A 14,178-nucleotide genomic window follows, 5' to 3' on the forward strand; every position below is an offset into this window, starting at 1 on the left:
GCGACCGGCGCCGCATTTCATCCCCGACGGGCACCCGGCGCACGCCCTACTCCGGTGGTTGGAAGCCGCCGATCTGCTGTTCGAGCAGTTCGGCAAGCCGTAATGTGGTGCGGTCCTGGAACATCGGGCCGATGAGCTGTACTCCGACAGGGAGCCCGTCGGGTGACCGGCCCGCGGGTATGGCCGTGGCAGGAAGGCCGGGCATGGTGGCCAGACCGGCCCAGACGAGCTGGTCGAAGTACGGGTACTCGACCCCGTCGATGTCGAGTCGACGCTCCAGCCGATCAGGGTTGTGGTCGTGCGGGTGCGCCGGGGTCGGCGTGATCGGACACACCACGGCATCGAACTCGCCGAACAGCTGTCGCCAGCCGTGGCGGTGGATCTCGCGACGGTTGTTCACCTCGATCCAATCGCGGTGACTGAACACCATTGCGCGCAGTCGCGCGGCGTCGAGGCTGTGGTCGTCTGCGCTCAGACCGGCTGCGCGGGTTCGCAGCTGCTCGTACGTGTCGACGGGAAATCGTGCCGTGGAACCGGAGAACAGCAGCTGCGTGTAGAGAGTCGCGGCTTCGGCCAGATCGGGCAGCAGTGGGCTGTGCCGTTCGACGCGGGCGCCATTGGCGACGAGCGCGTCGGCCACCCGGTTCACGCCCGCTCGCACCGCGGCCCCGGTCGCGATGAACGGATGCTGGTCCAGGACCAGGACCCGGAAGTCGCCGAGTCTGTCGTGGCGCGCGGGCGGCAGCGTCACCTCGTGCGCCACGCCGAGCGTCAGCGGGTCCGGTCCGGCCATCACGTCGAGCAGGACAGTGAGGTCGCGTGCGGTGCGTGCCATCGGCCCGACGACAGCGAGGTCGAGATCGATCGGCAATGCGGGCGCGGGCGGGGCGACCATGCCTCGGGTCGCCGCCAGCCCGAGTGTCGGCTTGTGCGCGTAGACGCCACAGAAATGCGCGGGGGTGCGCAGCGAACCGGCGAGGTCGGAACCGATGGACAGCGCACCGAAGCCGGACGCCAGGGCCGCAGCCGATCCGCCGGAGGATCCGCCCGACGTGCGGCCGCGATTCCACGGGTTGTTGGTGGTGCCGTAGATCTCGTTGAAGCTCTGCAGATCTTGCAGCCCCAACGGCACATTGGTCTTACCGAGCACCACCGCGCCTGCGGCCTTCAACCGCGACACCTGTACCGCATCCTCGGCCGGTACGAAGTCCCGGTACTGCGGCATGCCCCAGGTCGTGGGCAGCCCGGCCATGTTGTAGGACTCCTTGACCGTCACCGGAATACCCAGCAGCGGCCGATCCTCTCCGCGGGCGCGCGCCTGGTCGGCACGACGCGCCGCGGCCCGCGCACGATCGAAGTCCGGCACACAGATCGCGTTGATCAGGCTGTCATCCCGCTCGATCCCGGCGATCGCCGCGTCGGTCAATTCCACCGAGGACACTTCACCAGCACGCAACGCAGCCGTCAGCTCACCGGCCGACCGAAAATTCCATTCCATGATTTCGACGCTAACGGCCCTCCGTGAAAGCCATAAAATCCCGCTTCCCGCAACGGAAATGACGCGGAGACTCACCCTGGCCAGGGCACATCGAAATGTCAGCCGCAATACGCGTCGTAGGGCGCCGAGCCGCCCCTCAACGCCACCGGGACGATCCGGGCAGCAGAGCCGCCGACAATATCTTGGCCCGCAACAACAGCGATCCTGCGCGAGTTTCGGAACCCACTTTTCCGATCCGGTCGCCTGGAGCGTGGAAGATGGTCGAATCCGCACAGAGGTTGAGCGAAAAGTGGTGTGTGCAACAATGATTGGGTCAAATGTCCAGGGTGAAGATTCTGAATTCACATGGATTCGCGGGGTGTTTCGGGGTGGTTTTCTCGGTAGAATTCGAACATGGATTCGATGGGGGAGATTGGAGGGCCGACAGCCGATGCGCTGCTGGCTGCGGTAGGTGAGCTGGTCGATGGGTCGCTGACCCCGTTGCCGGATCGCGGGGTGGTGGAGTTGCTTCGCGGGGTGGAGCGTGCGGCGCGGATGTTGGTTGCGGTGCAGCATCGGGTGTTGATCGAGGTGGATTCCCGGTCGATTCCGGCGGATTCGGGTGCCAAGACGATCAAACGGTTCCTGATGGAAACCCTGCGCCTGTCGAACGCCGAAGCCGGTGCACGAGTACGCGCGGCGACGAAGGTGGGCACGTTCCGTGATTTGTGCGGTGAGGAGCGTGAGCCCGAATTACCTTGCACGGCAGCGGCTTTGCGGTACGGGGATATCTCGCTGGAGCACGCCCGGGGTATCGCGGCGGTGATGGCCAGGATCCCGCGTGCCGCTGATGAGGTCGATCGTGCTGCGGCGGAACAGATTCTGACCGAGTTCGCTGAAACTGGTTCGCCTGATGATATGAGCAAGGTCGGTGACAGTATTCTGGCGTATCTGGATCCGGACGGGAAGGTCACCGACGAGTCTGATCGTGCGCGGATGCGTGGTATCCGGATCGGGCGCCAGCGTGCGGATGGGATGTCCCCGATCAGTGGCGAGATCGATCCGATCCTGCGGGCGTTACTGGACCCGGTGATCGCGAAATTTGCGCGCCCGGGGGTAGGGAATCCGGATGACCCGGCCAGTCCCAGAGTCGATGTGGACCGCATGAATCCGGACCTGATTGCTGCTGCGGCGCAGCGTGATTCCCGGACCGCCGCCCAACGCACCCATGACGCGTTCACCCTGTTACTCGGTGAGCTGGTGGATACCGACAAGCTCGGCTCGCATCGAGGGATTCCGGTCACCACGGTGCTCACGATGCGTGTGCAGGATGTGGAGCGCCTGTCCGGGGTGGCAACCACAGCGACCGGTGGCACGGTCGCGGTCACTGAGGCGTTGCGGTTGGCTGAGCGGTCCCGCCCGTATCTGGCGGTGTTCGACCACAATGGTTTACCACTGCATTTGGGTCGGATGCGTCGGTTGGCTTCATCCGCGCAACGGTTTTCGTTGATCGCTGCGTTGGCTGGTTGTTCGCGGCCGGGGTGTGATGCGCCCGCGTCGTTGTGCGTGGTGCATCATGTGCGTGATTTCAGCAAGGGTGGTCCGACTGATATCGAGAATCTGGTGTTGGCGTGTGATCACTGTCATTCGCTGATCAACGACACCGAGACTGGTTGGGGAACTGTTGTCCTGAACGAAGATTCACAGTTCCCCGGCCGGACGGGGTGGATCGCGCCGGAACATATCGATCCGACCGGTGCCCCGCGAGTGAACCACCGTCACCGAGCGGGGGAACTGCTCGCGGAAGTAGTAGCGGCCATCCATGCTCGTCGGGAACGAGAACACGCCGCACACCGACGCTGGTTGCGCGAACGAAAACCCAGCGATATGGCAGCCTGACCTCGGCGGAGAACCACCCCGCCGAGGTACTCACACAGGCCCGAAGCGTATCCGCGTGGGCGTTCATCAGGTCGAGGAGTCGCCAAAGCGAATACCTCGCGTCCTCGGTCGATGCCTACATCGAAGCCGCTGCCAATCATCGGCCGAGTAACTAAGACGGAGCCGCCACAGCCCCTCGTGCCGAATCCCTCACGATCTGATTGCGCAGCCAGGCGAACAAGATGGATACATCCGATCTTCAGTAAAAGCCTGTGTCCGAGCATGTTCCGGGATCTGCGCGAAAATCCGCTGGCCACAGCGTGCCGCCAGGTCGCATAGTGCGAGCGTGGCGATCGAGGGTGTGGACGAGGCAGGCTACATACGCCGGGAGGGTTCGTTGAGTCGGATTCAGCCCGAGTTCGCTACTGTCGTCGACAGATTGCGCGCGACGCTGTCCCGCATCTTCGGACCGGATCGACTGCACAGCGCCTACCTGTACGGCAGCGTTCCGCGCGGTACCGCGATCGCCGGGACGTCCGATCTCGATGTCCTGCTCGCCTTGCGCCATGAGCCGACCGCCTTGGACCGCTCCAACGCGGACGCCATCGCGGCCGAGCTGGACACAGCTTTCCGCGAAATCCGTGGCGTCGGTATCGAAATCGCGAGTATCGCGAAGTTGACGAGCGAGCTCGAGCGCTACGACCTGGGCTGGTTCGTCGCATGCCTGTGCACGCCGCTGCTCGGCGACGACCTGGCCGCCGACCTGCCGCGCTACCGCCCGAGCGCGCTGCTGGCCCGAGAAACCAACGGAGACTTAGCACTACAGCTGCCTCAGTGGCGCTCACAACGCGCGAACGCCTCGACCGATCTGTCCCGAATCCAGCTGTCCCGCACAGTATCCCGCCGCATCGTCCGCACAGGACTGACCCTGGTGATGCCCCGATGGGGCGGCTGGACCAGCGACCTGATCCGCTCGGCAGAGATATTCGGCCACTACTACCCCGGCCGAGCCGACCACATGCACACAGCAGCCACCATCGCCCGCTCCCCCACCACCGCCCCAGCCGCCCTCGACCTGCTCATCGACGACCTCGGCCCCTGGCTCGCCACCGAATACATCGCAGTCCACGGCCCCAAGACACCTCGCCCCTGACCGAAACCAGGAGATGCTTCGACGCGTATTCCGACTTCGTCTCGGACGAACGCGTTCAGCGCGGGGAAGCCGAGCGGATGATGCTCTCGGCCTCGCGGGGGAGGCTGGGAATGACTGCGGGGAGCCAGGAGTCGGCGCGGCGTTCGAACAGTGCTGCCGACGGGCCCGGAGCTTCCGGGCCCGCTACTCGGGCCAGGCGGAATCCGGCGCGGCGGTAGTAGTCGTGCAGGTCGGTGTTGGCGGTCCAGGCGTCCAGGCGGACCCAGGTGCGGCGACGGGCCCGGGCCAGGGCGGCGGCGTGGGCGAGCATGTGCGAACCCACACGGTTTCCGGCGAACCGCAGGTCGACGATCATGTAGTGGACGATGACCGATTCGGCGGTCTCGTGTGACGTCCAGAGTCCTTCGTCCGCACGGTCGTTCACGGTGATGGTGCCTGCCGGTTCGCCACTCTGCTCGGCGATCCAGGTCTCCCCGGCGTACACCGCGCGGCCGACCACGTGGGCAAATATCTCGATGGGCAGGCCCCGCCCCTGCCGCGTCCACTGATCGGACCCTCGTTCCGCAAGCCAGTCCGTTCGTTGGAGCCGTAGTCGGCAGATGGTGCCGAGGTCGGCCAGCGTGGCCTGGCGTATGCGGACTGTCATGGTGATCCGGGTACCAACGAGTTACCGAAGGAATGGGAATTGCCCGGGGGATGCTGCTCGCCCAGGGTCTTGCGGATGAGTTCGGTGCCGGCGTCGTCGCCGAGTTCGTAGGCCAGACGATTACGCGCGGCGATGGAACGATGCCTGGTCACACGGGTGATCCGGGCGTCGTTCGCGCCGATGCGCAGATGATCCAGCAGCAGCGTGCCTGTCGCTACCCCCAGCACAGCAGCCTCCTCGGCGGTCGCGGGGCGGGCGACGACGGTATCGCGATGCGCGGATTCGGGATGGCCGCGCTCGGCCAGACGACGCGTGGTGCCCTCGGGGATGTCGTGCGGCGAGTCCACACCGGTGGCCTCCGCCAAGTCCCGTGGATAGAAGCTGACCTCCCAGGACCACGGCTCGTTGTCCAGGTACTGCACGACCGTGCGCGCGACGACCCAGGAATCCTCCGGTACACCCAGCCACAGTGCCACATCCGGACCGGCCGGTTCCATTCGGGCGGTGAAATGTTTCGCCGGTTCGCGCCCGGCCGCCCGCGCGATCTCGGAGAATATGTCCTGTGAGGATTTGGGGCGATCGGGCCGGATCGGGCTGGTGACAACCGATTCCAGCACTTCCTGACTTCGCACGATGGTTCCGCGCGAAGTGGCTGTATACAGCAGATTTTCGGCGACCAGCACTTGAATCGCATTGCGAGCGGTGGTGATCGACACCTGCATCTGATCGGCCAGCTCGTTGTGGCTGGGGAGCCGATCACCCGGCTTCCACCTGCCGCTGCGGATCTCCTCACGGAGGAGATCCGCGATCCGCTGATACCTCGGACCGTCCGCCATCTCGCTCCTACGGATTGTTACTTCAAGGTAAGGAAGTTTACCCCCGCGGTCCGCAGGGCGCGGGACCCTTGACACCCAGCTTCAGAGGTTTATTGTAATGAACGTCCTGAACGGGTGTTGTACGGCGATGACGGCGAGGCAACGTGGCGGGTTCGGAGACATCTCATACGGTGGTGATGGCAGCAGTGCCCAGCACGCCGCAGAGTGTGACTGCGGTCCAGACCTTCGTGAACGGCATTCTGCCGAGCTCTGATCTACTCCTACGCGCATGTCGCGGCTATCGCGTGATCGGTGGGCCCATGCTGTGGTTCACCCGCGATCTCGCGGTGCTGCACGAGCGTCGGCTGATCGGGCGCGGCGGATCCGAACCGACGCACGATCCGGCCACCCTCATCGAAATCGACCGTCGCCGAAACGAACTGGTGATGGCGATCGACGACTGGATCTCCCGGTCCATCCCCCAGCATCGTCTCGGCGCGACCCTGCACACCGAAACCGTCGGCTCGGTCATCGACCGCATCGCCGAAGCATCCGTCCGCGCCCACCACGCCCTGATGACCCTCGACGCCAACGACGAAATCCTGCATATCGCCTGGCACCACCTAGCCGAACTCGCCGACGCCTACGACGACCTCATCGCCGACGTCCTAGCCGGCCGCCGCCGCCTCCCCGCCTGGCTCTAATTTTTGGCCTCCGCTTCGCTGCTGTATTTTTGGCCTCCGCTTCGCTGCGGCGGGTTTTCGGCGCTGTAAGGCTCGTCGTTGCGCGGTCGAGACTCGGCCTTCGGCCATGCGCTTCGACCGCGCAACGACGAGCCCGCGCCGAAAACCATTAGTGTTGACGTTCCTTGCCTGACGGTTCCGGCGTACAAAGACGCTTCGCACCGGGGAGGTCGTTTTTGCCTCGCTTCGCTTCGGCAGGTTTCCGCGGTGAGGTTCGGTGTTCAGGTGCCGTCGTTCGGGCGGACACGTCGACGCAACTCACCGCACCACAACGCAACCACCAACGCACCCAGCGGCGAATCGTCTCCGTACGCCGGAAGCCGCCCGCGAAGCGAAAGGCTCAACAAGGCCAACGCCAAGGTTTTCGGCGCGGGCTCGTCGTTCAGCCCTCGAAGCGCATGGCCGAAGGCCGAGTCTCGAGGGCTGAACGACGAGCCTTACAGCGCCGAAAACCCGCCGCAGCGAAGCGGAGGCCAAAAATACAGCTTACAGCGGCGGGAGGTTGGCTATTTGGACCATTTCCTGGCCGTGGCTGCGGGAGACCAGGATGCCTCGGCCGGGTGGGAGTTTGGAGGGGCGGACGTCGCCGATGATCTTGCCCTCGTCGCGGGGGCCGCTCATGATCAGCGCGTCGACGGACATGTTCTTCATACCGCCGAGGATCGGGTCGAACAGCGCGCGGGACACGCCGCCGGTGCGGCGGGTGACGATCAGGTGCATGCCGATGTCGCGGGCTTGCGGCAGGTATTCCATGAGTGGGCTGAGCGGGTTGCCCGCGCCCTGCACCACCATGTCGTAGTCGTCTACCAGGATGTAGATCTCCGGGCCGCTCCACCAACTGCGTTCGCGCAGCTCCTTCGGGGTGATGTCGGAGCCGGGGATGCGTTCGGACAGGAATTTGACGATATCGCTGATCATCGAGCTGCAGGTCTGCGACGAGGTCGAGTATCCGGCCAGCTGATCGCCCTCGACGACACCGAGCATGGTGCGGCGGTAGTCGATCATGATGATGCGGGCCTGTTCGGGTGTCGCACTCTCGATGATGCCCATCGCGATGTTGCGCAGCAGTGTGGTCTTGCCGCACTCCACGTCGGCGAAGGCCATCAGGTGCGGATCGGAGCCGAAATCCAGGACCAGCGGCTCCAATTCGTTCTCGCCGAGGCCGACCACGATGCGGGTCGGGCTCTGCTCGATACCGCGCGCCGCGGCCACGGCCAGCAACTCCTCGCGGGAGAACTGCATGGGCAGCATGCGCACCTCGGGCGCCTTGCGGGGGCCCCACAGCTGCGCCAGGCCCTCGCGTGAGGCCGCGACGCCCTCGGACAGATTGCCGGGCTCGGTCTGGGAGTCCAAGCGCGGCAACGCGATCAGCATGTGCAGTTCCTCGGGCGTCAGACCGCGACCGGGGCGGCCGACCGGAACCAGCGCCGCCGAACGGCGATTCATCTCCGAATCGGTCGGATCACCCAGGCGCAGTTCCAAGCGGGTACCGATCTGGTCCTTGACCACCGCGCGGATCTCGGCCCAGCGGGACGCACCGACCATCAGGTGAATGCCGAGCGAGAGCCCTTGTCCGGCAATGGCATTGATCTGCGGCTCGAGCGCCTCGAATTCCTCGCGGATGGTCGCCCACCCGTCGATCACCAGGAATACGTCACCGAACCGGTCGGCCGCGAGCGGATGGTCCGCCGGCATGGTGCCGTCGGTGCCGAGGACCGAGAACTTGCGCCGCCGGAACTCGGCCATGGATTCGATGCCCAGTTCGCTGAATCGCTCCTCACGCTGACGCATCAGCGAGGTCAGCTCCGCGATCGTGCGCCGGACCCGGTCAACGTCCAGACGACCGGCCACCGAACCGACGTGCGGCAGACCGACCAGACCGGCCATACTGCCGCCACCGAAATCCAGGCAGTAGAACTGCACCTGTTCGGGAGTGTGCGTCGCGGCCGCGGCCATGATGATGGTGCGCAGTGCGGTCGACTTACCCGACTGCGGACCGCCGACCACCGCGACATGTCCTCGCGCACCGGACAATTGGATGGTCAGCACATCGCGGCGCTGTTCGTACGGCTTGTCGATGATGCCGATCGGCATCCACAGCTGACCGTGCCGGTTCGCGGGCGAACGCCAATCCGGATCGGGCAGCAGCATGTCCACCGACGGGGATTCCTCCAACGGCGGCAACCACACCTCGTGCGCGGGACGACCGTGTCCGGTCAGCCGCTTGACCACCACGGTCAGCAGCGAATCCGGGATGCCTTCGTCGGCCGACGGCGGTTCGGGCAGCTCGAGCGGATCGAACGCGGGTTCGGGCTCCGGCGGCAGTTCGGGCATCTCCACATGACTCGCGGTGAAGACGGTGGGCGAACCGCCGACCGTGCGGCCGCCGACCACGACCGGACCCGTCGTCGCCGGCGCGACGTAGGGCCCGGAGACGTAAGTCGCGTTGAACCGCAACGGATCCGCGGCGTCGGTCTTGAGATACCCGGCGCCGGGCACGCTCGGCAGGTGGTAGGCGTCGGTGATACCCAGCACGGCGCGGGATTCGTTGGCGGAGAACGTTCGCAGACCGATCCGATAGGACAGGTGCGAGTCCAGACCGCGCAGCTTGTTCTCCTCGAGTCGCTGCGAGGCCAGCAGCAGATGGACGTGCAGCGATCGGCCCAGACGGCCGATCATCACGAACAGATCCGCGAAATCCGGCTTCTGCGAGAGCAGTTCGGAGAACTCGTCGACCACGACGAACAGCGCGGGCAGCGGATCCAGCGGAGTTCCGGCGGCACGGGCCTTCTCGTAATCGGTGACGTTGGCGAAGTTGCCCGAGGACCGCAGCAGCTCCTGGCGGCGGTTCATCTCACCGGCCAGCGCGTCCTTCATACGGTCGACCATGGAGAGTTCGGCTTCGAGGTTGGTGATGACCGCCGCCACGTGCGGCAGCGGATCCAGCCCCAGGAAGGTCGCACCACCCTTGAAGTCGACCAGGATGAGGTTCAACGCGTCCGGGGAGTGCGAGGTCACCATGGACAGCACCAGCGTGCGCAGGAACTCCGATTTACCCGAACCGGTTGCGCCGATGCACAATCCGTGCGGACCCATACCGTTCTCGGCGGATTCCTTGATGTCGAGTTCGACCGGGGTGCCGTCGGGGGTGACGCCGATCGGCACCCGCAGCCGCTCGCGCGGGGTGCGCGGGCGCCACACCTTGGACGGTTCGATCTGCGCGGCGTCGGGAATCTTCAACAGCGCCATCAGACCCGGATCGGTGCGGGTCTCCTCGCCCAGGCTGACGATCTGCGCGGCGGTGGCGATCCGGTACCGCGCCAGTGCGCGGGCGAAGGTTTCGGCCTGAGCGCGGCTGATCACGTCCACCGTGGCGAAACGCTCCACCCCGGCGGCGCTGCGCGCGCTCACCGCACCGTCGCCGACGACCAGTTGCAGACCGCGGCGCACGGCCAGGCCGTTCTCGGGCGCGGTCAGGTCCAGCACCGTCACCGAGTCCAGACCGGACTCGCTGACCAGCCGCTCGGTGCCGTTGACGAATCCGTCGTCGATGATCACGATCAGATGCGTTCGGCCCTGTGTCGGTTGGGGATTGCGCATGAAGCGGCCGCGTTCCATCAGCTCGGCGGACAGCGCGGTCTCCAGCTCACCGAGCGAGCCGTACATCATCCGGGCCGAGCCCATCCCGTCGCGGTGGGTCGGATGTTGCAGGTGCGGAAGCCATTTCGCCCACGCCCACGCCTCGCCGTCGGGATCGGCGCAGACGATGGCGACCGCGACGTGATCGGGTCCGTGGAATGCGGTGAACTCCATCAGCATGGCGCGCACCAGCATTCGGGAGTCTTCGTCGGGCCCCTCGATGTTGACCGCGGGGAATGCGCGCAGCGAGACCGCGGTCGGCAGCTGGTGCACGACCGAGTGGGTGCGCACGAAACGACGCAGCGCGACGGTCGAGACCGGTTCGAGGTCCTCGAGCGGACCGGTCTCCGGACGAGCCAGTTTGGTGGCCAGGCGGTGACTGCCCACCCCGACGCGCACATGTCCGAAGTCGGGATCGTTGGGGCGGCGCTCCCACATCCGGCGGGAGCCGACGAGCGATTCCAGATCGACCGGTTCGGGATGCGACCAGCGCAGCGAATCCAGCTGCCGCACACCCGTTTTACGCACATCACGGCGGATCTGATCGAGATACCGGAAGTAGTCCTTGCGTTCCTCGTTGAGCTCACCGGCGGACTTGGCGCCGCCACCGCCGCGGCCCATCATCATGCCGACCATCGACACGAGCATCATCATCGGGAACATCATCATCATGGGATTGCTCAGCAGCGACTTTCCCATCATCACCATCATCGCGAGCATGCCCACGACGGCGACGACCATCACCACCGGCATCAGCTTGGCGATCAGCGGACCGGGCACCGGCCGGCTGACTTCGGGCGGCGGGCTCAGCGTCACCTCACCGCCGGGCGCGCGCGGCGGCGCGATGCGGGGACGGCGGACGAAACCTTCGGTAATCATGGGTCCTACCGATCGGGGTCGAGGGTATCGGCGGCGGTCCCGGGGCGGCGACGCAGCGGAATAGCCAGTGCGATACCGATTCCCAGTACGGACAGACAGGCGATCGAGCCGATCGTGGCGTACTTGCGCGGGCGCGTGTCCGCGGGCGGGGGCGAGTAGGGCGTCGGAATGGCCCGCGGCACATCCGCTCCCGCGGACACCGGACGATCCGGCAGCACGGCGGTCAGCGCGGCGACGGGATCGATCATCCCGTAACCGACCGAATCGTCCCGGGTCGCGCCCGGATGGTGCGCGGTGCGCTCGATCCGGTCGATGACCTGGCCCGCGGTGAGCTTCGGGAAACGCGAACGCACCAGTGCCGCAAGGCCGGAGACATACGGCGCGGCGAAACTCGTGCCCTCGATGGGCCGGATGCCGTCATTGCCCTGCACGGCGTTCACCAGGCCGGTGCCACCGGTTTTGCTGTCCAGCGACACGATTTCGCGGCCGACCGCCGCGGCGCCGATCCACGGACCCCGCAGCGTCAGTTCCGACGGGGAGCCGCTGGGATCCACCGAGCCGACCGACAGCACATATTTATCGAACCACGCCGGACTCGGAATCGTCTGCACTCCATCCCAACCCGATCCGGAATTCTGCGTCTTGCAGGGCCCGTCGGACTGCATGTTTCCGGCCGCGGCGACGACGACCACATTGTGGTTGTAGGCGTATTGCACGGCCGCGCCGAGTGATCCGTCCGCGGTGTCGTACCCCGCGCCGGTGCAGGCCACCTCGGAGATGTTGATCACCGTGGCGCCCATGTCGGTCGCGCGCACCACCGCCGCGGACAGGGTGAGCACATTGCCGTAGCCGGAATCGGAGATCGCGCCCGGTGACTGCCCGCCGGAGCGGTTGTTCTTGGCCGCGAACGCGAGACTCAGCTGGCGGATGCTCAGAATCTGCGCCTGCGGTGCGACACCGGAGAATCCGTCGTTCGCACTGGGCTGCCCGGCGATGATGCCCGCGACGATGGTGCCGTGCCCGTCGCAGTCGGTGGTGCCGTCGGAGTTGGAGACGTAATCGCCGCCGGCTTGCAGATTCGGCAGCCTCGGGTGCCGGTTCACGCCGGTGTCGACCACCGCGACCTTCTGCCCGGCGCCCTCGGAGAACTGCCATGCCCCAGGCAGATTCAGCACCCGCTGCGCGATCGGCGCGTCCGCGGGCGCGGTGCCGCTGAGCATCGGGGTGGCGCAGACCTCGCGCTGCTCGGTCGGCTCGAGCGGTGCGGGATGCCCGCTCAGCGCCTGGGCCGCGCCCAGCGCCCCGGGGTTGACCGTCGGCGGTTGGACCGCGTTCGCGGGTCCCGGCACGGCGAATACCGCGGCACCGAGAACTGTTGCCGCGCACAACATCCGAAGAACCGAACGACCCCGGCCGCCGTGTCCTTCCCCGCCGGCGGGGCCCACACCGGTCATATGTCGCGGGCCATCGAGTACACGCCCATGATCCACAGCACCAGCGGGATCACCAGCACGATCAGCAGATATTCGAACAACTCGTTCATCCGGCGCATGACCGGGGTGATCTCGATGTGCGGGCCGATCACACCGAAGACGACCACCGCCGCGGCGAACAGCAGCAGAATCCCCGTCGAGATCAGCACTGCGCGTGAATCACCCAGCGCCACACCGGCTGCCGTCCCGACGAAGATCACCCCGCCGCCCGCGATCAGCGTGCCGGCCTGGGTCAGATCGGCGAAGGAGCGGCCGCGCAGGGCCAGGATGATCGAGGTGATCACCGCCAGCGCGATGCCTGGCCAGCGGGCATTGCCGCCGACCGGATCGGCCGCGGCGATCGTGCCGACGACCGCCGCCAGCGTGCAGCCCGCCATGATGCCGGTCTGATACGCGTTGGCCGCCTTGGCACGTCGGCCCAGTCCGATCGCGGAGGGCAGGGCCGTGGCGCCGATCGCGCCGATGCCTTCGATGGTCGGGCGCGGTTCGTGGTCGGCCGGATCGATCGCCGCACCGGCCGTGGGTACGTGCGGCACGGGCAACCGGGCCAGCACCGCGGACAGCCGAGGCACCGTGGAGATCACGATCAGCGCGCCCACCAGCATGCCCGCGCCGATGCCGGGCAGTGCCACATCGCCGAACATCCTTACGGCCGAAGCGATCCCGCCGAACAGCGCGACGGTGATCGCCATGGGGAACAGCGTCGCGCCGATGCCCGTCGCGCGATAGCCCACCGCCGCGGCCACCAGAGCGACCGAAAAGCCCAGCAGCAGATGAGGACTGCCCAGACCGCCCGGTACGAAGAACACACCGCTGGAGAACAACAACACCAGCGACGCCAGCGACAGCCAGGTGCCCGCGAGCGTATCGCTGTAGCGGCGCACCGCGATCGCGGCGGCCACCATCGCCGCCACCCCGACACCGGCCGCGATGAATCCGGCGGCCAGACCGTTGACGTGCGATCGCCCAGCGGCCAACAGCAACATCGCCACGACGGTGGACAACACGGCGGCCACCAGGCCCGTCCAGCGGGCCGACTGCGCCGACCAGCCGCGGAAAGTGTCCGCGGTCAAACGCGATACCGCATCGATGACGTCGTCGAACAGCGCCGGAGTCTCCTTGGCGCCCACCGCGCGCAGGACGAGCAGATCGCCGTCGTGCACCTCGGCCTCGACCAGGGTGCGGCTCGGCGGGATCGGGTCGCGCCCGAGCCGCGCCAACGTCCAGTGCTGGGTCTGCAGCGGGCCGGTGTCGTCCTCCGCATCCCCGACGTCCGGGTTGCGAGATTCGATCAGCGAGACCAGATCACCGATGAACGAAGCCACCGGGATCGCCGTGGGCAAACCCACATCCAGCTGCGTGTTTCCTCCGATTACCGAAACTCGGCAGAGCTCGGGTTCCGCGGCGGTCCGCCCGCCCGGCGATGGTGTCGTCATGAGGCCGCCGATCCCGGAC

9 protein-coding genes are annotated in these 14,178 nt (G+C 66.6%); 3 read left to right on the forward strand and 6 right to left on the reverse strand.

Annotation, left to right across the window (positions count from 1 at the left end; translation table 11 throughout):
* Positions 1-46: 46 nt before the first annotated feature.
* A complete protein-coding gene (locus tag K7711_RS01775; RefSeq protein WP_222964243.1) occupies positions 47-1,498 on the reverse strand; it encodes an amidase in 1,452 nt (483 codons plus the stop codon).
* 393 nt (positions 1,499-1,891) lie between these two features.
* On the opposite strand from K7711_RS01775, the gene K7711_RS01780 reads away from it, so the two are divergent.
* Both K7711_RS01780 and K7711_RS01785 read left to right on the forward strand, forming a co-directional pair.
* On the forward strand, positions 1,892-3,376 hold the full coding sequence (locus K7711_RS01780; protein ID WP_235746514.1) for an HNH endonuclease signature motif containing protein: 1,485 nt from the start codon (positions 1,892-1,894) through the stop codon (positions 3,374-3,376).
* 325 nt (positions 3,377-3,701) lie between these two features.
* The gene (locus K7711_RS01785) at positions 3,702-4,508 is read left to right on the forward strand and encodes a nucleotidyltransferase domain-containing protein (RefSeq protein WP_222964245.1); all 807 of its coding nucleotides are present in this window, start codon (positions 3,702-3,704) and stop codon (positions 4,506-4,508) included.
* Positions 4,509-4,563: 55 nt separating this feature from the next.
* On the opposite strand, the gene K7711_RS01790 is transcribed toward K7711_RS01785, so the two are convergent.
* Positions 4,564-5,154: a GNAT family N-acetyltransferase gene (locus K7711_RS01790; protein WP_222964247.1), complete on the reverse strand. Its 591-nt coding sequence runs from the start codon at positions 5,152-5,154 to the stop codon at positions 4,564-4,566.
* A complete protein-coding gene (locus K7711_RS01795; protein WP_222964249.1) occupies positions 5,151-5,990 on the reverse strand; it encodes a GntR family transcriptional regulator in 840 nt (279 codons plus the stop codon). The genes K7711_RS01790 and K7711_RS01795 overlap by 4 nt, the downstream gene beginning before the upstream one ends.
* A gap of 176 nt (positions 5,991-6,166) precedes the next feature.
* Between K7711_RS01795 and K7711_RS01800 the strand changes: the two genes are divergently transcribed.
* Positions 6,167-6,673 carry a DUF4254 domain-containing protein gene (locus K7711_RS01800; protein WP_222966546.1) on the forward strand — a complete coding sequence of 169 codons (507 nt, stop codon included), beginning with the start codon at positions 6,167-6,169 and terminating at the stop codon, positions 6,671-6,673.
* A 525-nt stretch (positions 6,674-7,198) separates the two neighbouring features.
* Here K7711_RS01800 and eccCa read toward each other — a convergent pair.
* From eccCa to eccD, 3 genes are read right to left on the reverse strand one after another with little or no spacing between them, the layout of a single operon-like run.
* The gene (gene eccCa / locus K7711_RS01805; protein ID WP_222964251.1) at positions 7,199-11,230 is read right to left on the reverse strand and encodes a type VII secretion protein EccCa; all 4,032 of its coding nucleotides are present in this window, start codon (positions 11,228-11,230) and stop codon (positions 7,199-7,201) included.
* A gap of 5 nt (positions 11,231-11,235) precedes the next feature.
* Entirely contained in the window at positions 11,236-12,621 is a 1,386-nt protein-coding gene (mycP, locus tag K7711_RS01810; protein WP_222964253.1) for a type VII secretion-associated serine protease mycosin, read from the reverse strand.
* Positions 12,622-12,680: 59 nt separating this feature from the next.
* Positions 12,681-14,159 carry a type VII secretion integral membrane protein EccD gene (gene eccD / locus K7711_RS01815; protein WP_222964254.1) on the reverse strand — a complete coding sequence of 493 codons (1,479 nt, stop codon included), beginning with the start codon at positions 14,157-14,159 and terminating at the stop codon, positions 12,681-12,683.
* Between the last annotated feature and the right edge of the window lie 19 nt (positions 14,160-14,178).

This window comes from Nocardia coffeae (assembly GCF_019890715.1).
GTDB classification, from domain to species: Bacteria; Actinomycetota; Actinomycetes; order Mycobacteriales; family Mycobacteriaceae; genus Nocardia; species Nocardia jiangxiensis.

Coding starts and splice junctions, on each gene's coding strand:
- eccD (WP_222964254.1), bottom strand. CDS start 14,159: ATGACGACACCATCGCCGGGCGGGCGGACCGCCGCGGAACCCGAGCTC.
- K7711_RS01790 (WP_222964247.1), bottom strand. CDS start 5,154: ATGACAGTCCGCATACGCCAGGCCACGCTGGCCGACCTCGGCACCATC.
- K7711_RS01800 (WP_222966546.1), top strand. CDS start 6,167: ATGGCAGCAGTGCCCAGCACGCCGCAGAGTGTGACTGCGGTCCAGACC.
- K7711_RS01780 (WP_235746514.1), top strand. CDS start 1,892: ATGGATTCGATGGGGGAGATTGGAGGGCCGACAGCCGATGCGCTGCTG.
- K7711_RS01795 (WP_222964249.1), bottom strand. CDS start 5,990: ATGGCGGACGGTCCGAGGTATCAGCGGATCGCGGATCTCCTCCGTGAG.
- eccCa (WP_222964251.1), bottom strand. CDS start 11,230: ATGATTACCGAAGGTTTCGTCCGCCGTCCCCGCATCGCGCCGCCGCGC.
- K7711_RS01775 (WP_222964243.1), bottom strand. CDS start 1,498: ATGGAATGGAATTTTCGGTCGGCCGGTGAGCTGACGGCTGCGTTGCGT.
- mycP (WP_222964253.1), bottom strand. CDS start 12,621: ATGTTGTGCGCGGCAACAGTTCTCGGTGCCGCGGTATTCGCCGTGCCG.